This window comes from Porphyromonas crevioricanis (assembly GCF_900476255.1).
In the GTDB taxonomy this organism is placed as follows: Bacteria; Bacteroidota; Bacteroidia; order Bacteroidales; family Porphyromonadaceae; genus Porphyromonas; species Porphyromonas crevioricanis.
Genome location: NZ_LS483447.1, coordinates 809,734 through 831,870 on the forward strand (window position 1 = coordinate 809,734; position 22,137 = coordinate 831,870).

The 22,137-nt window shown below is 45.3% G+C and carries 14 protein-coding genes and 1 CRISPR repeat array; of the genes, 4 read left to right on the plus strand and 10 right to left on the minus strand.

All coding sequences use genetic code 11. The features are described from left to right. Positions 1–182: 182 nt before the first annotated feature. The 5 genes from DQN70_RS03680 to leuS form a co-directional block, all read right to left on the minus strand. Complete coding sequence (locus DQN70_RS03680) at positions 183–2,177, minus strand: urocanate hydratase (RefSeq protein WP_023941245.1); 1,995 nt, start codon at positions 2,175–2,177, stop codon at positions 183–185. A 721-nt stretch (positions 2,178–2,898) separates the two neighbouring features. Next, positions 2,899–3,345: a ribose 5-phosphate isomerase B gene (rpiB, locus tag DQN70_RS03690; RefSeq protein ID WP_023936160.1), complete on the minus strand. Its 447-nt coding sequence runs from the start codon at positions 3,343–3,345 to the stop codon at positions 2,899–2,901. A gap of 13 nt (positions 3,346–3,358) precedes the next feature. Continuing rightward, complete coding sequence (locus DQN70_RS03695) at positions 3,359–5,392, minus strand: transketolase family protein (protein WP_023936162.1); 2,034 nt, start codon at positions 5,390–5,392, stop codon at positions 3,359–3,361. Positions 5,393–5,631: 239 nt separating this feature from the next. After that, positions 5,632–6,627, minus strand: coding sequence for a YitT family protein (locus DQN70_RS03700; RefSeq protein WP_023936164.1), 996 nt, complete (start codon positions 6,625–6,627; stop codon positions 5,632–5,634). Between the two features lie 33 nt (positions 6,628–6,660). Further along, positions 6,661–9,450 (minus strand): leucine--tRNA ligase, encoded by a 2,790-nt coding sequence (leuS, locus tag DQN70_RS03705; RefSeq protein WP_042226273.1) that lies wholly within the window; start codon positions 9,448–9,450, stop codon positions 6,661–6,663. Positions 9,451–9,885: 435 nt separating this feature from the next. On the opposite strand from leuS, the gene cas12a reads away from it, so the two are divergent. The 4 genes from cas12a to cas2 are packed head-to-tail and all read left to right on the plus strand — an operon-like array spanning position 9,886 to position 15,475. Beyond that, positions 9,886–13,668 carry a type V CRISPR-associated protein Cas12a/Cpf1 gene (gene cas12a, locus DQN70_RS03710; protein WP_023941260.1) on the plus strand — a complete coding sequence of 1,261 codons (3,783 nt, stop codon included), beginning with the start codon at positions 9,886–9,888 and terminating at the stop codon, positions 13,666–13,668. Next, positions 13,626–14,234: a type V CRISPR-associated protein Cas4 gene (cas4, locus tag DQN70_RS03715; protein WP_231968853.1), complete on the plus strand. Its 609-nt coding sequence runs from the start codon at positions 13,626–13,628 to the stop codon at positions 14,232–14,234. The genes cas12a and cas4 overlap by 43 nt, the downstream gene beginning before the upstream one ends. After that, the gene (gene cas1, locus DQN70_RS03720) at positions 14,221–15,201 is read left to right on the plus strand and encodes a type V CRISPR-associated endonuclease Cas1 (protein ID WP_023941264.1); all 981 of its coding nucleotides are present in this window, start codon (positions 14,221–14,223) and stop codon (positions 15,199–15,201) included. The genes cas4 and cas1 overlap by 14 nt, the downstream gene beginning before the upstream one ends. A gap of 1 nt (position 15,202) precedes the next feature. Beyond that, positions 15,203–15,475: a CRISPR-associated endonuclease Cas2 gene (gene cas2 / locus DQN70_RS03725; RefSeq protein ID WP_036890107.1), complete on the plus strand. Its 273-nt coding sequence runs from the start codon at positions 15,203–15,205 to the stop codon at positions 15,473–15,475. Between the two features lie 174 nt (positions 15,476–15,649). Continuing rightward, a CRISPR array of direct repeats spans positions 15,650–16,463; the repeat unit is 36 nt; unit sequence GTCTAGGTACTCTCTTTAATTTCTACTATTGTAGAT. A 135-nt stretch (positions 16,464–16,598) separates the two neighbouring features. Here the strand turns inward: cas2 and DQN70_RS03730 are convergent. The 5 genes from DQN70_RS03730 to DQN70_RS03750 all read right to left on the minus strand — a co-directional run bounded on the left by DQN70_RS03730 (position 16,599) and on the right by DQN70_RS03750 (position 22,034). After that, the gene (locus tag DQN70_RS03730) at positions 16,599–18,755 is read right to left on the minus strand and encodes a S46 family peptidase (protein WP_023941265.1); all 2,157 of its coding nucleotides are present in this window, start codon (positions 18,753–18,755) and stop codon (positions 16,599–16,601) included. A 17-nt stretch (positions 18,756–18,772) separates the two neighbouring features. Next, positions 18,773–19,222, minus strand: coding sequence for a CYTH domain-containing protein (locus tag DQN70_RS03735; protein ID WP_023941266.1), 450 nt, complete (start codon positions 19,220–19,222; stop codon positions 18,773–18,775). A 13-nt stretch (positions 19,223–19,235) separates the two neighbouring features. Continuing rightward, positions 19,236–20,342, minus strand: a complete 1,107-nt coding sequence (locus DQN70_RS03740) for a DUF2027 domain-containing protein (RefSeq protein ID WP_023941267.1) — start codon at positions 20,340–20,342, stop codon at positions 19,236–19,238. Between the two features lie 220 nt (positions 20,343–20,562). Next, complete coding sequence (locus DQN70_RS03745; RefSeq protein WP_023941268.1) at positions 20,563–21,015, minus strand: DUF695 domain-containing protein; 453 nt, start codon at positions 21,013–21,015, stop codon at positions 20,563–20,565. 47 nt (positions 21,016–21,062) lie between these two features. Next, the gene (locus DQN70_RS03750; protein ID WP_023937539.1) at positions 21,063–22,034 is read right to left on the minus strand and encodes a bile acid:sodium symporter family protein; all 972 of its coding nucleotides are present in this window, start codon (positions 22,032–22,034) and stop codon (positions 21,063–21,065) included. Between the last annotated feature and the right edge of the window lie 103 nt (positions 22,035–22,137).

The following is a 22,137-nucleotide window of genomic DNA, read 5'->3' on the forward strand; positions in this document are numbered from 1 at the left end:
TCCCTATCTCAACAAGAGTGGCATTTTGCAGGGTTGGGCAGAAAGGCTGTTGTACCCCCCCCCCTTTTTTTTGAGAGACTGATAGGACGTAAAAAGAAAAGCGACTACTTCGAGACAAGAAGTAGTCGCTTTTTTCGTGAGCTCCCTACCAAGAGAGAACTTGAGCCTGTCTATCTACAAAATCAGAGCACTTTGTCAAGCAGGGCTTCATCTACCAAGTAGGGTAGTGTGATGTGGTAATGGTCGCTATGCTCCTGGTTGAATTGGGCCGAGGTGGACATGGCATTGGCATTTCTTGCCCATGAGCGACGAGCAACGCCACCCATTACGTCCCAAAGCATAGCCGACTTCAATATCTCATCTACACGCTCGGAACCATCCAATACCATACCAAATCCACCATTGATAGATTTGCCGATACCTACGCCTCCTCCATTGTGCAAGGCAACCAAACTCATTCCTCTGGCTGCATTTCCGGCGTAGCATTGCACGGCCATATCGGCCATTACGTTACTACCGTCTTTGATGTTAGATGTTTCACGGAAAGGAGAGTCTGTGCCGCTTACGTCGTGGTGGTCACGACCCAGCATTACCGGTCCGATCTCTCCGTTGCGCACCATTTCGTTGAACTTAAGAGCAATTCTCAAACGACCTTCTGCATCTTGATAGAGGATGCGAGCTTGCGTGCCTACTACCAACTGGTTTTTCTCTGCATCGCGGATCCAGATATAATTGTCGAGGTCTTGACCACGTCTGTTCGGGTCAATACAGCTCATTGCTGCGTGGTCTGTCTTGAGCAGGTCTTCGTGCTTACCGCTAAGGCATACCCAACGGAAAGGCCCATAACCATAGTCAAACAGCTCCGGCCCCATGATGTCTTCTACATAGCTTGGCCAGATGAAACCGTCTTTTTCGTCTTCTCCGTTGCGTGAGATTTCTTTCACTCCGGCATCGTAGATAGATTTCATGAAGGCATTGCCATAGTCGAAGAAGTATGTCCCCTTGGCAACAAGTTTTTTCACGGCCTCGAAGTGGCGACGGAGACTGATGTTCACTTCTTCCTCAAACTTGTAACGGTCTTTCGCCAACAGAGCTGTACGCTCCTCAAAAGTGAGACTAGCCGGACAGTAACCACCTTCATAGACAGCGTGGCAACTGGTTTGGTCGCTTAGCAAGTCGATATGTATATTGTTGGCGATGGCGTATTCCAGCAGTTGCACGATGTTGCCGTGGAATGCAATGGAGCAGGCCTCTTTCTTTTCTATAGCTCGAGTTGCCATTTCAAAGGCTTCTTTCTCCGATTCGGCTATGAGCTTTACCCAGCCTTGGGAGTGGCGAGTCTCGATACGAGAGCTGTCCACTTCGGCTACGATAGATACGGCCCCGGCAATATCGGCAGCTTTGGGTTGAGCTCCACTCATACCTCCAAGACCGGACGAAACAAAGAGCTTGCCGGTCAAATTGCCATCTTGTGGAATGCCTAATTGTTGTCTACCGGCATTGAGCAGGGTATTGAATGTCCCATGCACGATCCCCTGCGGTCCGATATACATCCAGCCTCCGGCAGTCATTTGCCCATAGTTGGCAACACCCATTTGGGCTGCGATCTCCCAGTCTTTGATATTGTCGTACATCCCCACCATCATAGAGTTTGTGATGATAACGCGAGGAGCAGAGGGTTTGGATTTGAATAGACCCAATGGATGGCCACTCTCTACAACGAGGGTTTGGTCCTGAGTCATTTCCTGCAAGTATTGCATGATCAGGCGATACTGCATCCAGTTTTGACATACCTGACCCGTTTCGCCATAAGTAACCAATTCGTAAGGATAAAGAGCGACGGCGTGAGACAGATTGTTGTCTATCATCACCTGAAAAGCTTTCCCTTCCATACATTTACCTGGATACTCATCTATGGATTTTGCTTTGAGGTCTCCTTGCGGTCTGAAACGATAGCCATAGATTTTGCCTCTTGTCTTGAGCTCTTCGAGGAATTCCGGAGCGAGCTTTTCGTGCAGCTCCTTGGGGATATAGCGCAAGGCATTTTTGAGCGCAATACGTGTTTGATTGGGGTTCAACCTATAGCCTCTGTCCGGAGCTCTACGAATGCCTTCGTCAAAAGTCGGATACTCGGGCAGTTCTGCTGAAAGCGAGAATTTTTGTGAGAGTTGTTCCATAACTTCAATATGTATGTTTTATCTGAATTTGGTCTATTCATTGTACTTGGGAGGAATCCCTTCGGGGGCACTAAATTAGTCATAAATACGCTGAGTCCCAACAGAGGTCTGAATACGTGCAGCGGGAGAAGAAAAAAGGAAGATTCGGACTGTTACACAATCTTGCGCTCGTTGTGTTCGTAACCGTCTCGATAGCTCTTTTAGTCGAATTAGTAGTGTTTTATTTTGTTTATAGTTGCTTCTTTTGGTTTTCTTTTAAGGCTCATTTTTCTGCTCGGATTAGGGCCTTTTTGGTCGTGTTTTTCTTCCCTTTTTTGATGTCGACAGGAGCTGTTTTTTTCTAACACGGGAGAGAACGAAAATTCTCTCCTGAGAAAAAAAGTGTTCTCTCCTGTGTTAGCAAAATTTCTCTCAGGAGAGAAATTGACCCTTTCAAAACCCCCTATTCATCGGCCTTTTAAGAGGTCGATGCAAAGCCTATGAAAGGGAGCATGTTTGCTTGTATACGGAGCCCTCTTTTCCCCTCTTTTTTCTCATTTTTGTTGCGATCTGATTTTTACAGAATATATCAATTCTGAAAGAGGAGATCGTTGCATGAGTTCTTGCCAAACAAGAAAAAGGTGTGCCGAAATTAATTTCGACACACCTTCTCGTTAGGTTGTTTGAACAGAGCTGAAGTTCTCTAATCGGGTTGATGATTCGAGTGATTCCTCAGGCTGTCTTAATGGATCGGTATTTTGTTGATTCGCTCGATATGTCGTCCTCCTTCAAAATCTGTAGAGAAAAAGGCCTCTACGATTGCTCGGGCCTCGGCTTCGGTTACAAAGCGTGCCGGAAGGGAGAGTACGTTGGCATCATTGTGCTGTCTGGCCAGGCGAGCTATCTCGGTGCTCCAGCAGAGGGCGGCACGTATGTGGCTATACTTATTCATCACCATGGATATTCCGTTGCCGGATCCGCAAATAGAGATACCCACTTGCAGGTCTCCACTCTGGATGGCCTGGGCCATCGGGTGCGCATAGTCGGGATAGTCGCAACGGTCTTCCGACGGACAACCGAAGTCTTTTGTTGTGTAGCCCATATCCCGAAGCTGTGCAATGACTTTTTGTTTGAGGGCATAGCCTGCGTGGTCGGAGCAGAGACCGATCGTTTTTCCTTTGCCTTCCATTGTCAAGCGTTTTTTAGCGAGTCAATTGTTCTTTGATGCGGGCAGCTACCTGCTCGGGTGTGAAGCCGAGTTTTTCGTCCAGCACTTTGTAAGGAGCTGAGAACCCGAAAGAATTCAGCCCCCAAATGGCAGATTCGTCTCCAACCAAAGAGAGTAGATTGACCGGCAGACCGGCTGTGAGACCGAACTTTTTCATTGAGCGAGGCAGCACGCTCTCTCTGTAGCTCTCAGCTTGCTTGGCAAAAAGACCTTCGCTTGGTACCGACACGATTTGTAGCCTGTGTCCCTCTGCACGCAAGAGTTTGGCGGCCTCTGCCAGAGTCGATACCTCCGACCCGGAAGCCAATAGCACGATTTCGGGGTTTTCGTCTGCCTCTACAACATAAGCTCCGTAGCGAGCCTTCGTTGCATCATTGTACCGGCCTTGTGCCGAAGCTGGCAAGTCGGCAATGTCTTGTCTGGAGAGGATCAGAGCAGTGGGGGTTTTGCGATTTTCTATTGCCATCTGCCAAGCGATAGTCGTTTCTATTGCATCGGCAGGACGGAGAACCAGCATAGCATTCTCTCCACTGTGATTTTGCAATTTTTCCAGCAGTCGTATCTGGGCTTCGTGTTCCACGGGTTCGTGGGTGGGGCCATCCTCTCCAACTCGGAAAGCGTCGTGCGTCCAGATGAATTTGACAGGAAGCTCCATGAGGGCAGCCATGCGGATAGCCGGTTTCATGTAGTCGGAGAAGACAAAGAAGGTACCGGATGCAGCCGTCACTCCTCCATGTAGAGCCATCCCGATCGTTAGGCAAGCCATGGTCAATTCGGAAACTCCCATCTGCAGGAAAGCACCGCTAAAGTCTCCTTTACGCATGGCGTGAGTATGCTTCAGGAAGCCATCTGTCTTGTCTGAATTGGATAGGTCGGCCGAAGTCACAATCATATTTTCTACCGATTCCGATAGCTTGGCCAATACGGTAGCCGAAGCCGAGCGAGTAGCTTGGTTGGGTTTCTGTTCGATGCTTTCCCAATCTATTGCTGGCAGTTCATTGGCAAACCATGCATCATATTTGCAACTCAGTTCGGGGTGCTCGGCTCTCCACCTGTTTTCTTCTGTTTTGCGAGCTCTGCTCAGCTCTCTCAATTCTTCAAGTCGGGAACGATAGAGTTGCTCTACTTCGGGGAATATTACGAAAGGATTTGATGGGTCCCCACCGAGGCTCTTGATTGTCGTTTCCATACAAATGCCAGCCTTTGAAAGCGGTTGTCCATGGGTAGAAATGCGATCCTCTCCACTACCTCCATCCGAGCTGATAGCTCCTTTGCCCATGACCGTATGCCCGATAATAAGGGTCGGTTTGCCTACAATTGCTTTGGCCTCGGAAAGGGCTTTGCGAAGAGCTTCTACATCATGTCCGTCGACCTCTATAATGTGCCAGCCCCAAGCACGGTACTTCATAGCAATGTCTTCGCTGCTGACCTCCTCTACTTTTGTGGAGAGCTGTACGTTGTTCGAGTCGTAGAACATGACTAAGTTGTCCAGCCCCAAATGCCCTGCAATGCGTCCGGCTCCCTGTGAGATTTCCTCTTGGATTCCTCCGTCAGAGATATAGGCGTAGATTGTTTGACTCATCATCCAACCGAAGCGATGTGCCAAGAACTTGGCGGCAATGGCAGCTCCGACAGCGTAGGTATGCCCTTGACCCAGAGGCCCGGATGTGTTCTCCACTCCTCTCTCTACGTCTACTTCCGGGTGTCCCGGTGTACAGCTACCCCATTGGCGGAAGTTTTGCAAGTCTTCCATGCTGTACTTCCCGATCATTGCCAGTTGTGAGTACAACATCGGCGACATATGCCCGGGGTCGAGGAAGAAGCGGTCTCTACCCGGCCAACGTGGACTGTCGGGGTCGAAAATTAGAAATTCGGAAAAGAGCACATTGACAAAGTCTGCCCCACCCATGGCACCGCCGGGGTGTCCGCTCTTAGCTTTTTCTACCATAGATGCAGCAAGGATGCGGATATTGTCTGCTGCCTTGTTCATGAGCTGTCTGTCGTTCATACGGATTGTTGAATGATATAAGTTTGACTTCTGTAGCTACAAAAGTACACAAACTAAATGGGTGCGGATTCCGTCGTTGACCTTGCTTTTAATATAGTTCTCCTTGTAGCTACTACCCTCATTCTCTCACTCTCACCTTTACTCACACATACACACTCTCTCTTGATTTCGAGGAAAAGAAAGGGGAGGGCAGCCAATAACATCAGCTGCCCTCCCCCTTCTTATCCGGAAAAGCCGGATTATTTATCCAATGCGTCGAAGCCTTCTCCGTATACTCCACGTACTCGAGCTTCGGAGACAAAGGCCTTCGGATCTATTTCCCTTATGATTCGATAGATGGGGACAGACATATTTTTGCGTGCTACCACCATCAACACTTTGGCCGATTGGTGACTGTACCCTCCTTGTGCTTCTAATATCGTGCAACCTCTCTTTAGTCGGTTGGTGATAGCCTCATTGATCTCTTCGTATTTGAGACTGAAGATGAGGAACTGCACCGACTGCCGATTGCTATTCATGTAGAAGTCCAGAGTCTGTGCGACAACTAATATCTCTACCACAGAGAAGGCCAGCTTGCCCAATGCCACGCTCCACGGATACTGTGGCCCCATATAGTGGCTCACGATACAACCAGTAACGATGATCACTGTATCTACCATGATCATGGCTCGTCCGAGGGAGATATTTCTGTACTTGTTGATAATAGCCACTACAACATCGGTACCTCCTGTACTGCCATTGACAGAGAACACAAATCCCAGACCAATACCACAGAAAATGGATCCGATAAAGAGGGCGACAAAAGGCTCATTGGTTAGCAATGGTCCTACATGAGGGATGATGTCGGTGACAAAGCCTGGCAAGTTCTGATAGATCTGCAAGCCCTGAGCTGTATCTGTGGGAGTAAACAAAGCCTGACCCACAGGTATAGTGAAAGCGAGCATACCAACTCCTATTACTGTCTTGAGAGAGAATTTCCAACCCAGGAAAACAAGGGAGAGAACCAACAAGCCAACATTGATGATGTTGTAAGGGATTGTAGCCGGAATGTTCGTGGCTATCTGGATAATGGTAGTGATACCGGCGAGTCCTCCGGAAGTTACGTCTTGCGAGAGGATAAAAGCCGTCCAGCCCAAAGTGTAGGAAACTACACCCATAAACATGAAAAGGAGATCCCTCAGGATCGTCTTAACAGGGCTTTTCTTGGCTACAATAGGAGTAGAAGCTGCTGTCATAGCTTGGATCTAAATTTAGATTTTAATGATTCGTCAGATTACAATATTGATGATGCGGCCGGGGACTACAATCACCTTTTTGGGAGCTTTGCCCTCCAGCCATTTGGCTGCAGATGAAGATTGGAGAGCAGCCGACTCTATTTGTTCTTTGTTGAGATTGGCATCCAGATCGAGGTGGAAGCGGACTTTCCCATTGAAACTTACCGGATAGTGTACCGTCTGTTCCACAAGGAGGGATTCATCCAGCTCTGGCCAACAAGCTTCTACGATGCTTTCGGGCTGATCCTCGTTGGCTGTTGCCTGCCAAAGCTCTTCGGCAACATGAGGAGCAAATGGCGAGAGAAGCACGAGCATTGGGCGGAGTACCTTCCGGCTGCGACATCCCAGACGTCCCAACTCATTTACCGTGATCATAAAAGCGGGGACAGAGGTATTGAAAGAGAAGTTCTCGATGTCTTCACCGACCTTTTTGATCAGTTTGTGCAGGAGCTTCAACTCTTCCTTATTTGGCTCGCTGTCTTCGAGGCGCAAGCCTTTTTCGTCGTAGTAGAGAGCCCAAAGTTTCTTTAGGAAACGATGCACCCCGTCTATTCCATTGGTATCCCATGGCTTGCTTTGCTCCAAGGGACCGAGGAACATCTCGTAGATCCGCAGAGTGTCGGCTCCATAGCGATCTATGATATCATCGGGATTGACCACGTTGTACATCGATTTACTCATCTTCTCTACTGCCCAGCCACATACGTACTTCCCATCTTCGAGCACAAATTCGGCTGAAGCAAAATCAGGTCTCCAAGACTTGAAAGCTTCCAAGTCCAGTATGTCATTTTTGACCAGACTTATATCTACGTGGATAGGACTTACTTCGTATCGGTCTTTTAGCCCAAAACTCACGAAAGTATTGCTGTCCTTAATACGATATACGAAGTTGGACCGCCCCTGTATCATGCCCTGGTTTACCAGTTTGCGGAAAGGCTCTGCCTCACAGACTATTCCCAAATCGTAGAGGAACTTGTTCCAGAAACGACTGTATATGAGATGCCCCGTGGCGTGCTCTGTCCCTCCGACGTAGAGGTCTACATGCCGCCAATAGCGATTGGCTTCTGGACTAACCAAAGCATTGTTGTTGTGCGGATCCATGTAGCGCAGGTAATAGGCACTGCTACCGGCAAATCCAGGCATTGTGCTCAACTCCAGAGGGTAACCCTCTTCTGTGCACCAGTCTTTGGCTCGACCTAATGGTGGCTCTCCATTCTCTGTAGGGAGGAATTTGTCTACCTCTGGCAGGCACAGTGGCAGGCGATCTTCCGGGAGAGCATGAGGAACACCGTCTTTGTAATAGATAGGGAAAGGCTCTCCCCAGTAGCGTTGGCGACTGAATATGGCATCTCTGAGACGGTAGTTAGTCTTTACTTGGCCCAGTTTTCTCTCCTTTATGATCTCTTTAGCCTTGGCTATGGCTTGCAGTACGCTCAATCCGTTGAGCAAATCGGAGTTGATGAGGGTGCCAGTCTTGCTATCTTTGGAATCTGTCCATTCAGTAGGATCCGAAGGCTCTTCTCCCTCAGGTACTACAACCTGAATAATCGGTAGACCAAATTTGCGTGCAAAGGCAAAGTCCCGGCTGTCGTGAGCAGGAACGGCCATGATTGCGCCTGTGCCATATCCGGCCAATACGTAATCGCTAATCCAGATCGGTACTTTCTCTCCACTGAGTGGGCTGATGGCATAAGAACCACTAAAAACACCGCTCACTCGCTTGTCGGCAATACGTTCGCGCTCCGTCCTGCGCTTGGTTGCATCCAGATAGGCTTCTACTTCGGCCTTCTGTCCCGGAGTGGTAAACTGCTCTACCAATTTGCTTTCCGGGGCTAATACCACAAATGAAACGCCATAAACCGTGTCCGCCCGTGTGGTGAATACGGTGAATGTCCTGTCACTATCAGCCAATCTGAACTCCAATTCTGCTCCTTCGGATTTACCGATCCAGTTTCGCTGCATCTCTTTCAGAGCGGCAGTCCACTCAAGATCTTCCAGATCGTTGAGCAGCCGCTCGGCATAGGCGGAAACACGCAAGCACCATTGTTTCATTTTGCGCTGCTCCACGGGATGTCCTCCACGGACACTCAGGCCTTCGCTCACCTCATCATTGGCGAGGACGGTTCCCAATGCCGGGCACCAGTTGACCATGCTTTCGCCCAAATAGGCCAAGCGATAGTTCATTAGTATTTCGGATTGGGCTTGGAGCCCCATACTTTGCCATTCTTGGGCACTGAAAGATATTTCAGCCCCGGTATAGGCCATTACTCCATTGCTCCCGCTATTCTCAAATTGTTTGATCAGGGATGCTATTGGTTTGGCCTTTTGTTCGGCTGTATCGTAGTAAGAATTAAAAAGTTGCAGGAAAACCCATTGTGTCCAGTGGTAGTAGGATGGGTCGGAAGTCCGTATCTCTCGGCTCCAGTCGTAGCAGAAGCCGATACGGTCGAGTTGCTCTCTATATCGAGTGATATTAGTCCGGGTTGTTTTCTCGGGATGTTGGCCTGTCTGAATGGCATATTGCTCTGCCGGCAACCCGAAAGAGTCATAGCCCATAGGGTGCAGTACATTGAAACCTCTATGTCGCTTGTAGCGAGCTACGATATCGCTGGCGATATAGCCCAATGGATGTCCCACATGCAAGCCCGCCCCGGAGGGGTAAGGGAACATGTCGAGAATGTAATAGGGACTTTTGGTAGAGTCTTCGCTAACCCTGTATATCTCTTTCTCGCTCCAGTATTTGCGGACGCGAGATTCGATTTCGGCAAAATTGTATTCCTTCATATTTGTGTACTAACCGGGCATCTTATAACACAGGGGCAAAAGTACGAAATAAACGTTGCACGATAGCTGTACCCCGGTTGTTTGCCAGGGCTTTATTTGGGAAAACTCAGTGCTCCTCTTTGCTGCACTCTTTGAGCCACTATCCTCCCTATCTTCTATTTCTCTTTTTGAGGGAAAGGAGATACCAACGGTTTTGTTATCCTTTCTCTTATTTTCCAATATTCTTTCCTATGCTGTGTCGTGGATATCTCATTTGTATCCTGAAAGAATTTTACACAGCAAATATATTTTGACAAGACTCTCTTTTGTTGGCTGTAAAGAGTGGAGATTTGTGTAATTCTATGCCTGAACATTTTTTTGTCGCGATACTTTTTGTTTTATGTTTGTGATAAAGTTTATTTTAAGAAGTAAGCAATAGTCGAATATTTATATGCCATGGATAGTTTGAAAGATTTCACCAATCTGTACCCTGTCAGTAAGACATTGAGATTTGAATTAAAGCCCGTTGGAAAGACTTTAGAAAATATCGAGAAAGCAGGTATTTTGAAAGAGGATGAGCATCGTGCAGAAAGTTATCGGAGGGTGAAGAAAATAATTGATACTTATCATAAGGTATTTATCGATTCTTCTCTTGAAAATATGGCTAAAATGGGTATTGAGAATGAAATAAAAGCAATGCTCCAAAGTTTCTGCGAATTGTATAAAAAAGATCATCGCACTGAGGGTGAAGACAAGGCATTAGATAAAATTCGAGCAGTACTTCGTGGCCTGATTGTTGGGGCTTTCACTGGTGTTTGCGGAAGACGGGAAAATACAGTCCAAAACGAGAAGTACGAGAGTTTGTTCAAAGAAAAGTTGATAAAAGAAATTTTACCTGATTTTGTGCTCTCTACTGAGGCTGAAAGCTTGCCTTTCTCTGTTGAAGAAGCTACGAGGTCACTGAAGGAGTTTGATAGCTTTACATCCTACTTTGCTGGTTTTTACGAGAATAGAAAGAATATATACTCGACGAAACCTCAATCCACTGCCATTGCTTATCGTCTTATTCATGAGAACTTGCCGAAGTTCATTGATAATATTCTTGTTTTTCAGAAGATCAAAGAGCCCATAGCCAAAGAGCTGGAACATATTCGTGCGGACTTTTCTGCCGGGGGGTACATAAAAAAGGATGAGAGATTGGAGGATATTTTTTCGTTGAACTATTATATCCACGTGTTATCTCAGGCTGGGATCGAAAAATATAACGCATTGATTGGGAAGATTGTGACAGAAGGAGATGGAGAGATGAAAGGGCTCAATGAACACATCAACCTTTACAACCAACAAAGAGGCAGAGAGGATCGGCTCCCTCTTTTTAGGCCTCTTTATAAACAGATATTGAGTGACAGAGAGCAATTATCATACTTGCCTGAGAGTTTTGAAAAAGATGAGGAGCTCCTCAGGGCTCTAAAAGAGTTCTATGATCATATCGCAGAAGACATTCTCGGACGTACTCAACAGTTGATGACTTCTATTTCAGAATATGATTTATCTCGGATATACGTAAGGAACGATAGCCAATTGACTGATATATCAAAAAAAATGTTGGGAGATTGGAATGCTATCTACATGGCTAGAGAACGAGCATATGACCACGAGCAGGCTCCCAAAAGAATCACGGCGAAATACGAGAGGGACAGGATTAAAGCTCTTAAAGGAGAAGAGAGTATAAGTCTGGCAAATCTTAATAGTTGTATTGCCTTTCTGGACAATGTTAGAGATTGCCGTGTAGATACTTATCTTTCCACACTGGGCCAGAAGGAAGGACCACATGGTCTATCTAATCTCGTTGAGAACGTTTTTGCCTCATACCATGAAGCAGAGCAATTGTTGAGCTTTCCATACCCCGAAGAGAATAATCTGATTCAGGACAAGGACAATGTGGTGTTAATTAAGAATCTTCTCGACAATATCAGTGATCTGCAGAGGTTCTTGAAACCTCTTTGGGGTATGGGAGACGAACCCGATAAAGATGAAAGATTTTATGGAGAGTATAATTATATCCGAGGAGCTCTAGATCAGGTGATCCCTCTGTACAATAAGGTAAGGAACTACCTCACTCGGAAGCCTTATTCGACCAGAAAAGTAAAACTCAATTTTGGGAATTCTCAATTGCTTAGTGGTTGGGATAGAAATAAGGAAAAGGATAATAGCTGTGTGATTTTGCGTAAGGGGCAGAACTTCTATTTGGCTATTATGAACAATAGGCACAAAAGAAGTTTCGAAAACAAGGTGTTGCCCGAGTATAAGGAGGGAGAACCTTACTTCGAAAAGATGGATTATAAATTTTTGCCTGATCCTAATAAAATGCTTCCTAAGGTTTTTCTTTCGAAAAAAGGAATAGAGATATACAAACCAAGTCCGAAGCTTTTAGAACAATATGGACATGGAACTCACAAAAAGGGAGATACCTTTAGTATGGATGATTTGCACGAACTGATCGATTTCTTCAAACACTCAATCGAGGCTCATGAAGATTGGAAGCAATTCGGATTCAAATTTTCTGATACGGCTACTTATGAGAATGTATCTAGTTTCTATAGAGAAGTTGAGGATCAGGGGTATAAGCTCTCTTTCCGAAAAGTTTCGGAATCTTATGTCTATTCATTAATAGATCAAGGCAAGTTGTATTTATTTCAGATATACAACAAGGACTTTTCTCCCTGCAGCAAAGGGACACCTAATCTGCATACCTTGTATTGGAGAATGCTTTTTGACGAGCGCAATTTGGCAGATGTCATATACAAACTGGATGGGAAGGCTGAAATCTTTTTCCGAGAGAAGAGTTTGAAAAATGATCATCCCACGCATCCGGCTGGTAAGCCTATCAAAAAGAAAAGTCGACAAAAAAAAGGAGAGGAGAGTCTGTTTGAGTATGATTTAGTCAAGGATAGGCGCTATACGATGGATAAGTTCCAGTTTCATGTGCCTATTACTATGAATTTTAAATGTTCTGCAGGAAGCAAAGTCAATGATATGGTTAATGCTCATATTCGAGAGGCAAAGGATATGCATGTCATTGGAATTGATCGTGGAGAACGCAATCTGCTGTATATATGCGTGATAGATAGTCGAGGGACGATTTTGGATCAAATTTCTCTGAATACGATTAACGATATAGACTATCATGATTTATTGGAGAGTCGAGACAAAGACCGTCAGCAGGAGCGCCGAAACTGGCAAACTATCGAAGGGATCAAGGAGCTAAAACAAGGCTACCTTAGTCAGGCGGTTCATCGGATAGCCGAACTGATGGTGGCTTATAAGGCTGTAGTTGCTTTGGAGGATTTGAATATGGGGTTCAAACGTGGGCGGCAGAAAGTAGAAAGTTCTGTTTATCAGCAGTTTGAGAAACAGCTGATAGATAAGCTCAACTATCTTGTGGACAAGAAGAAAAGGCCTGAAGATATTGGAGGATTGTTGAGAGCCTATCAATTTACGGCCCCATTTAAGAGTTTTAAGGAAATGGGAAAGCAAAACGGCTTCTTGTTTTATATCCCGGCTTGGAACACGAGCAACATAGATCCGACTACTGGATTTGTTAATTTATTTCATGCCCAGTATGAAAATGTAGATAAAGCGAAGAGCTTCTTTCAAAAGTTTGATTCAATTAGTTACAACCCGAAGAAAGACTGGTTTGAGTTTGCATTCGATTATAAAAACTTTACTAAAAAGGCTGAAGGAAGTCGTTCTATGTGGATATTATGCACACATGGTTCCCGAATAAAGAATTTTAGAAATTCCCAGAAGAATGGTCAATGGGATTCCGAAGAATTCGCCTTGACGGAGGCTTTTAAGTCTCTTTTTGTGCGATATGAGATAGATTATACCGCTGATTTGAAAACAGCTATTGTGGACGAAAAGCAAAAAGACTTCTTCGTGGATCTTCTGAAGCTATTCAAATTGACAGTACAGATGCGCAACAGCTGGAAAGAGAAGGATTTGGATTATCTAATCTCTCCTGTAGCAGGGGCTGATGGCCGTTTCTTCGATACAAGAGAGGGAAATAAAAGTCTGCCTAAGGATGCAGATGCCAATGGAGCTTATAATATTGCCCTAAAAGGACTTTGGGCTCTACGCCAGATTCGGCAAACTTCAGAAGGCGGTAAACTCAAATTGGCGATTTCCAATAAGGAATGGCTACAGTTTGTGCAAGAGAGATCTTACGAGAAAGACTGATGGACGATTATATATTGATATCCACATTGAATGATTTTATCTTTTGTCCATACTCTATATACTTGCACAATGTGTATATGAGTATGGACAAGGACTTGTATCATGCAGCACCACAACTCAGAGGAACTCTTGCCCACGGAGCAACGGATGATAGATCGTCATCAACACGAAAAGATGTGATTCTAGCCCTATCTATATGTTCGGAGCGTTTTCATCTTATAGGAAAAATTGATGTCTATAGGCAAAGGGAGAAAAAACTTATTGAACGTAAGTATCAGCTCAAGCAGATTTTTCAGGGGCAGATTTACCAACTGTGGGCACAGTTTTTTTGTATGAAAGAGATGGGGTATGAAGTGGAATCTATCGCTTTTTACGAGATGTCTACCAACAAGATGAGACCCATACCTTTACCTTCCTCTGACGAAGAATTGGAATTCGAAGCATTCATTGCTCGTTTTCTGAATTATGACCCATCCGAACCAATCATTACCAATCCCAATAAATGTAAGCATTGTATTTACTGTAATTTGTGTGATAAAACAGATGTAGAGAATGTTTACTCATAAAGACATTGAATTCAGGACGATTTTTGTTGTCAACTGTGTTCGAGAGCGTAACCTCCGAGTGAGCAATGGAGAGTTGCTTTTGGAAGAAAAAGCTGATGATTCAAGCAAGGTTAAGACATTGACTAAATTACCTTTTCAGAAAATTTTAGCTCTCTTCATTGTTGGACATATAACCATTACTACTCCTCTCATAGATAAATGTCAGAAGTATGGAGTCGCTTTAATTGTGATGAAGCCCAATTTTCGTCCAGTTTTCTTCTGGAGCAATCCCGCTGAGGCAAACTATTTACTTCGGCAACGTCAATACCAGATGGATAAGGAGGATTTGACTATTGCTAGGGTTATTATCTCGAATAAAATTTGCAATCAAATAAAGACTCTCTTGGATACTCGAAGGAAAGACTCTTTAACGGAGTCGGCTGTTGAAAAGTGTAGATTACTTCTTCCTTTGGCTAATACTTGTACTGACTATTCTGAATTGATGGGCATAGAGGGAGCTGCATCACGAGAGTTTTTTGCTGCATTTTTCCAACAACAAAATTGGAAAGCTCGACGCCCACGTACCAAGTGTGATGTGATCAATGCTACTCTTGATATAGGCTACACTATCCTATTTAACTACATCGAATGTTTCCTTAGGCTATTTGGTTTTGATCTTTATGTTGGAGTTTTTCATCGGTTGTGGTTCAGGCGTAAGTCTTTAGTTTGCGATCTGATAGAGCCCTTTAGGTGCTTGATCGACAAGGCAGTCAGGACAGCATTTAATAGGAAGCAGTTTACCGAGAAAGATTTTGATTTCAAAAGAGGAGAGTATTACCTCAAACTGGAGAAGAATAAGGAATACCAAAGATTTTTCTTCGAAGTGCTTATCCCTTACAAAAGGGATGTTTTCAGCTATGTCCAAGCCTATTATCGTTGTTTCATGCAGAAGAAATCTGTGAAGAAGTACCCTCAATTCCTTATTTAATATGCTTATTATCAGTTATGACATTAGCAATGACAAACTCAGAAGTCGTTTCTCAAAGATGTTGGTGAAGAATGGAGCCATTCGTTTGCAATATTCTGTGTACGAGGTTAATAATACCAACAGAATGCTTGAGAACTTAACTATAAAAATCGATGAGCAATTCGCGAGAAAATTTGAGGGAGGTGATAGTGTGATTATTTTTGACGTCTCTTCCGTAAAGTTGAAGAAATATGGCAATGCAATCCATCGAGATGCGGATGTCGTTTTTCTCTGAATACAGACCTGGGTCTGTATGTTTTATGTCAATTTGCTGTAATTCTCTGTTTATGAGAACTATAGGGGAGCTTTTCTAGCTTTTTTCTTAGGGAGAGGGGAGAAAGAGATCTTTGATATTATTCCATAAATAATTGGTGGATACCAAATTATATGCTACTTTCGTCAGGGCAGAGTCTAGGTACTCTCTTTAATTTCTACTATTGTAGATATCCTGAATATGAAACTAATAGAAATTGTCTAGGTACTCTCTTTAATTTCTACTATTGTAGATTTGATGAGTTCTGCAAATTTCTCAAGAGAGTCTAGGTACTCTCTTTAATTTCTACTATTGTAGATAGAGAGGCGTAAGTCTTAAATCCTGAAAGTCTAGGTACTCTCTTTAATTTCTACTATTGTAGATTCGAAGACGTTGTAGCAGAATACGAAGACTGTCTAGGTACTCTCTTTAATTTCTACTATTGTAGATATAGAAACATCTGCAAAGCCAGATCGCTCGTCTAGGTACTCTCTTTAATTTCTACTATTGTAGATGCTTACGTCCTTGCCACTATTCGCCTTGAAGTCTAGGTACTCTCTTTAATTTCTACTATTGTAGATTCCAAAGCCGATCGAGTCTTGCAGCCTGAGTCTAGGTACTCTCTTTAATTTCTACTATTGTAGATAAATATGTCGTTTCAGGCGAATATGGGTCGTCTAGGTACTCTCTTTAATTTCTACTATTGTAGATATCGAACGTGGACTAACAAAGCCTGAATGGTCTAGGTACTCTCTTTAATTTCTACTATTGTAGATAGAAAAGGTTCGTGCAAGGAGATTTGCAGTCTAGGTACTCTCTTTAATTTCTACTATTGTAGATTCACTCTTACTTATGATGATGCTATGTTGGTCTAGGTACTCTCTTTAATTTCTACTATTGTAGATGATATCAAGAACGACTATTTGAAGCTAAGGTCTAGGTACTCTCTTTAATTTCTACCAATGTCAATGCAATGGAAAGCTGAAAAGAAGTGCATTTTGGAAAGTTCTTAATACACCTATTTCTTTCGAAATCATAAAAAGAGGCTGTGTCAAAATTCAATTTTGACACAGCCTCTTTGTTTATTATGTTATGGGGAAGCAGTTTATTGCAAATCCATTTCGGAGATTAATCGTTTGCACCCGGCATACTTGTCGATAACAAAGAGCAAATAGCGGATGTCGCAGATGATACTGCGTTGATACTCCGGTAGGTATTCGATATCGCCTCCTACACCTTCCCAGTTGCGGTCGAAGTTAAGTCCGATCAGCTCTCCTTTTGAGTTGAAGACTGGGCTGCCCGAATTGCCTCCCGTGGTGTGAGTTGTGGCACAGAAATTCACCGGCATACGACCATCACTCATAGCATACTGCCCAAAGTCCTTATTGGCGTAGAGCTGTTTGAGCTTGTCAGAGACATTGTATTCCCAATTGTTCGGGTCTTCTTTTTCCATTACTCCCAAGAGGGTCGTTTGTGGACCATAGTAGACATTGTCTTTTGGGTAATAGCCTTTCATCTGACCAAAGGTGAAGCGTAGCGTGAGGTTGGCATCTGGCCAGATTTGATCTTGTGGCATCATCTTTTTCATCCCTGCTATATAGATCTCTTGAGCCCGGCTCAGTGGAGCATCATAGGGGGCCAACTGTTTCTTTACATTGTCGTATTCTTGACGAACAGAAGCTGCATAGCGCAATATAGGGTCAGCCTCGAGCAAATCTGCCAATTCTCGTGGGGACAGAAGCATTGCTTTTTGGAATTTGGCTCTGTCTGCGAAGATAGAGCCGGAGAACATCTCATTTACATAGCGATCCACACTGTTGCCGTATTTGTCGGAAATCTCTTTGAGTGCCACCGGCCATTTGTCGTATGCAATGCGTTGCACATATTCATTGAGCATGGCCTTGGCTATTGCTGCATCCAATTCCGGAGAATAGTCCTTGTTGTGGAATTTTTCAAACAATTTCTTCACCTCCTCCATTGCTTCGGCCGGCTTTTTCCCTTTGTCTCTCAGATCATCTATAACTTTTTGATCCAACCGACATTTAGTTGCCTCGATGCCCATGAGAGCTGTTTCTTCGAGATACTTCTGGCGAGTCCGCAAATCTGCACGTTCCGATACAATACGTTCTATATCCCGGACGGCTTGGGCGTAGGAGGGTTCTCTCTGTTGCTCTGCCCAGTCGAGTAGTTGTTTTGTCTGTGCCTCTTTGATTGATTTAAGGTTCCGCTTGGTGATTGCCCAATTGGCCCCCTGCGCTCTCTTGTAGCCATTTTGAGAGCTGGCATATTTAGCCGCATACATGATCTTGATTTGTGGATCAGCTAACATCGCTTTAAGCATCACTTCCTGACGGATATTACGCATCCGGATACGTATATCGTTGTCGAGTGTACCCCATTCCTCTACCTCTGCAGGGGTGAAGAAATGGTAGGTAGTGCCGGGGAAGCCCATGATCATTGCATAGTCTCCTTCGGTGATGCCTTTTGTCGATATACGGAAGTAACGTTTGGGTTTGAGAGGGATGTTCTTGGGCGAATAATCAGCCGGTCTGCCATCTTTATCTGCATAGATGCGGAAGATCGAGAAGTCTCCCGAGTGTCTCGGCCAAGCCCAGTTGTCGGTGTCTTCTCCAAACTTGCCTATGGAGCTGGGAGGAGCTCCTACCAAACGGATATCACGGTAAACAAGCTGTTTGAACATCAAGTACTGATTGCCCCCATAGAATGCTTTGATCAGATATTTTACTCCCTGCTCCTTCATGGCCTTCTTGCCTACGATACCTGGTACCAGAGTGGAGAGGTAGCGTGGTGATAAGTAGTCCATACTGTTGGGGTCTTTTATCTTGGCCAGTTCTTTCTTCACTTCTGTGGTGACATCGGTGATTTGGTCGATGAAAAGCACTTCCAGACCCGGGTTGGGCAGTTCTTCGGCTTGGGTCATTGCCCAAAATCCGTCCTTGAGATAATTGTGTTCTATAGAACTGTGGCTTTGTATTTGATCGTATCCACAGTGGTGGTTGGTTAGTAGCAGTCCCTGATCGGATACAACAGCACCGGTACAACCATTGTCGAACATGATTACCGCATCCTTGAGGGATGAGCCGTCGGGATTGTAAAGGTCATAAGCCTCCAACTCCAGGCCTCGAGCTTTCATTGCTTGATACTTGGCCTGCATTTGCTGCATAAGCCACATCCCGCCATCGGCAAAGGCGGAGAGACTCACAACAAAAGACAGAGCTAAGGGGAGAAAACGTTTTTTCATTGATGATTTATTGAGAGTTAAACATGAATCAAATTGGCGTTGTAGTACTGCGGATCTCCAGTTACTTCTTTTCCGACCCAAGGGGGGAGGTTTATCTGTTGGTCGGGGTAGCTAAGCTCAATCTCTGCTATTACCAGACCCTCGTGTGGAGAGGAAAATACATCTACTTCCCAACAAAGGCCCTCATGACGGATCAGCATACGTTGCTTTTCTATTTCTCCGGGGAGACAAAGCGACATCATGGCTTTCGCATCTTCCAGAGGAATCGGATACTCGTATTCGTCCCGGCTAAGTCCGGAAGTGTCGGTAGGGCTTTTGACACAAAGGAAAGCCTGCTCATCCAAGATGCGAATACGCACAACAGCTCGGCTGTCTGCTCGCAAGTAGGCTTGCACGATGTGGCTGGTTCGTTCGGGCGTGGGCACAGCCGATAGATCGGGGACTAAGAATTTACGCTCTATCTCCATCTATTTGTTGTGCTTAATGTATGGTGACCATTGTGGCCCCAAAACCATATTCCCTGAACGATGCGTCTTGGTAGGTGTAGTTTTTGTACTTGTGCCTGAGTTCCGACTCGATAGCTTTGCGCAAAACTCCTTCTCCTTTCCCATGGATAAAAACGATACGACAGCCTTTCTGCCCCTTGTGTGCTTCGAGAGCTTGGCGGAAAGTCTTGAGTTGATAATCCAAAATGTCCTTGGGTTGAAGCCCTGCCAGAGAATCAAGCAGAGCGTGTGCATGCAAATCTATTTCGATAGGTTGATTGTCGGGCTTGGCAGAATGGCTTCGTGTGGGTTTTGCCTGTTGTATGTCGGAGTTCCGTTTGGCCTGCATCGCTTCCCTAAGATCCGTGGGGGATACGCCTATCTCGTGCCGTGGCAGATCGTCTTTGACAATATTATATAGGAGAGCTTTCTCATCGAAGAAATCGTTTTCGACAAAAGAGTGAAGCTTGAAGAACTTGCTCCCATCTATGCGCAATTCGACCGAAAGAGCCGGCTTGGGTTCAAAGCCGCTATTGACTTTATAGGCTAGTAGCTGGAGCCTTATCCGTTCCAATTCATTCACTTCGGATGGGGCTATCTCTTCGACAAAGATCTGCATATTAGGCTCTATCGTGCCGGCAGCTCTCAGGCGATGTCCTGAGCCTTCCGACAGAGAGTAGAGGAAAGAGAGTGTGTAGTTGCTGTCATTGATGAGATATAGCTCATAGGGCTTTTGTCCTAATTGTTTCTCATCCATGGGGACGAAGGCCAACAGGACGTTTAGTTTATCGTTACGCCTTATTGGAGCTATTGTACGCAGTTGCGGTCTTACAAGAGTGTCGATTTCTTCCTTCTGGGCAGGCTTGGTATCGGGAGACATTTTGCCATTCGGAGCAGTGCTTACCTCGGAAGTTTTCGGAGGCTTGTAGGACGGCATGAAACTGTCCTTTTCGTCTACGACCACACATTCCTTGAGAGGGGTAGGGATCTCAAAGCCGTCCGTGTCTTCTACGTAGGCAACCTTCCCTACAATTCGCCTTACTATCCCGCCTCCTTGGGCATTGAGAAAGCGGACTCTATCTCCTGTTCTTGCTTCTTTCATCCTTGTATATTTTCCTTAAAAGCAGCCGAGACCTGTTTGCCGATCCTTTTCGGGTAAGGTGTAAACAGACAGCCTAATCCCGGATCGGAGAACCGAAAGTTGTGTAGGTCTGCGGGTGGGGCTATCTACTCAACTGCTCGGTAAAGGTACCTCAAAAACGCTTCCTGCACCAGACAGACACAGTCTCGAAAAAGAGAGACGGACTGTCAATGCTTAGGGCTTAGTCTGTTTCACTCTCATCCTCTTCTGCAGAGTAGAGCTCCATCATATCGGTATATTCTTCCCAATCGGCATCCATACCGCATTCGATCTCCAGTGGGAGGAGATCAAATGGGGTGAGGGCTTCGTTCAGTCGCTCTTGAAATACACGTTCGGTACGTGTGTAGAAGACCCAATACTTTTTACCTCCGCCTATATGGTTACCGGTGAGGATTGCAAGTTTGTCGGCTTCCATTATTTTCCGCAGAGGTTGCTCTATTTGCTCTATCAGCTTCATGGCCGATACTGTGGGCATACCGGTGCAGTCTGCTTCGTAGGGCAGACGCAACTCTATTCGTATTTTGAACTTTTTGCTGAGACGAAACTCGTCAAGCCTCAATCGGCCATTGACAAAGACCGATTGCCCATGCTCGTCCGCACTCAAAACACTGAACCACTCATCTGTAAGTTTCATCTCATCTATTTTTTGCTTTTGTATCTGTATTACCTCAACAAGTATGTTTACTGCTGGGTTGTTGTCTGTTGTGCATCTTTTCTGCTTTTGAGCCAAAGTTGAAAAGAGTTGAAGCTGTTTTGCCAAATAATATAGCTGGCGGGGGCTATGGAGCTGATCGGGTTGAGGTACATCTGTGCCATCCATATCGCCAAAGTCGTGTTTTTCTGTCCCAGAGATTGCCCGATAGTGATCGAATCGGCCTGTCGAGTTTTTGCTCCGATCCATTTCCCCAAAGCAAACTGTATGATGCAAGCTGCGAGGCCACAGCCGGAGAGGATGAGGAGAAGGTCTGCCGGGCAATTTTTATCCACAATGAACTTGACCGTATGTGCCAATATGATAGCCAGTGAAATGACCCACAACCAAAAAGCGACCTGTGGGATAGAAGACAGACTTCGGTGTACTCGAGGACATCCGTATCTCAGTAGCCAAGCCAGAGCAAGAGGAGAGAAGACCAGAGGAGACACTCCGGAGAAAATCTGCCATACGGATTGCCAAAAGGGGACTTCTCCTCCTACGAGAAGAGAGAAAAGCAGAGGAGCAACGAAAGCGATTGTAGTATTGGTGAGAAGTACATAGGAAGCTCCCACTCCTATATTCCCTCCCATCATGGAGATGATCACTGCGGAGGCTGTGGCAGCCGGGGCTACGAAACAGATCATAGTGCCTTGTGCAGACAGATCTCCCCACGGTGTTTGTCCGTTACCAACGAATATTGTGAGGAGGTAAAACGACAGGATACCAAGCGATAATTGCAAAAGAGCCAGAAGCCAATGCACCGGTAAGAGACGTATGCCACGGGGAGAGAGCTTGAGGAAAGTGAAGAAAAGCATACCGCCGATCATGTATGGAATGACGGCCTCCAATGGGTAGAGATATTTCCAAAATATGATGCCCACGGCAATTGCTATAGGCAGACTGAAGTCTTTGATCCGGCGCAGAAAAGCCAGAGAGCGTTTCGGTTGGTGAAGGTTCATTATCGACAAAAGTCGTATTGCAAAGTCGTTTACAGGGCACGAAGCTACGAAAATAACACAGCGAATGCCGTGTTATGCAACAGTCTCCGGTATATGTACTACG

Coding starts and splice junctions, on each gene's coding strand:
- DQN70_RS03680 (WP_023941245.1), bottom strand. CDS start 2,177: ATGGAACAACTCTCACAAAAATTCTCGCTTTCAGCAGAACTGCCCGAG.
- rpiB (WP_023936160.1), bottom strand. CDS start 3,345: ATGGAAGGCAAAGGAAAAACGATCGGTCTCTGCTCCGACCACGCAGGC.
- DQN70_RS03695 (WP_023936162.1), bottom strand. CDS start 5,392: ATGAACGACAGACAGCTCATGAACAAGGCAGCAGACAATATCCGCATC.
- DQN70_RS03700 (WP_023936164.1), bottom strand. CDS start 6,627: ATGACAGCAGCTTCTACTCCTATTGTAGCCAAGAAAAGCCCTGTTAAG.
- leuS (WP_042226273.1), bottom strand. CDS start 9,450: ATGAAGGAATACAATTTTGCCGAAATCGAATCTCGCGTCCGCAAATAC.
- cas12a (WP_023941260.1), top strand. CDS start 9,886: ATGGATAGTTTGAAAGATTTCACCAATCTGTACCCTGTCAGTAAGACA.
- cas4 (WP_231968853.1), top strand. CDS start 13,626: ATGGCTACAGTTTGTGCAAGAGAGATCTTACGAGAAAGACTGATGGAC.
- cas1 (WP_023941264.1), top strand. CDS start 14,221: ATGTTTACTCATAAAGACATTGAATTCAGGACGATTTTTGTTGTCAAC.
- cas2 (WP_036890107.1), top strand. CDS start 15,203: ATGCTTATTATCAGTTATGACATTAGCAATGACAAACTCAGAAGTCGT.
- DQN70_RS03730 (WP_023941265.1), bottom strand. CDS start 18,755: ATGAAAAAACGTTTTCTCCCCTTAGCTCTGTCTTTTGTTGTGAGTCTC.
- DQN70_RS03735 (WP_023941266.1), bottom strand. CDS start 19,222: ATGGAGATAGAGCGTAAATTCTTAGTCCCCGATCTATCGGCTGTGCCC.
- DQN70_RS03740 (WP_023941267.1), bottom strand. CDS start 20,342: ATGAAAGAAGCAAGAACAGGAGATAGAGTCCGCTTTCTCAATGCCCAA.
- DQN70_RS03745 (WP_023941268.1), bottom strand. CDS start 21,015: ATGAAACTTACAGATGAGTGGTTCAGTGTTTTGAGTGCGGACGAGCAT.
- DQN70_RS03750 (WP_023937539.1), bottom strand. CDS start 22,034: ATGAACCTTCACCAACCGAAACGCTCTCTGGCTTTTCTGCGCCGGATC.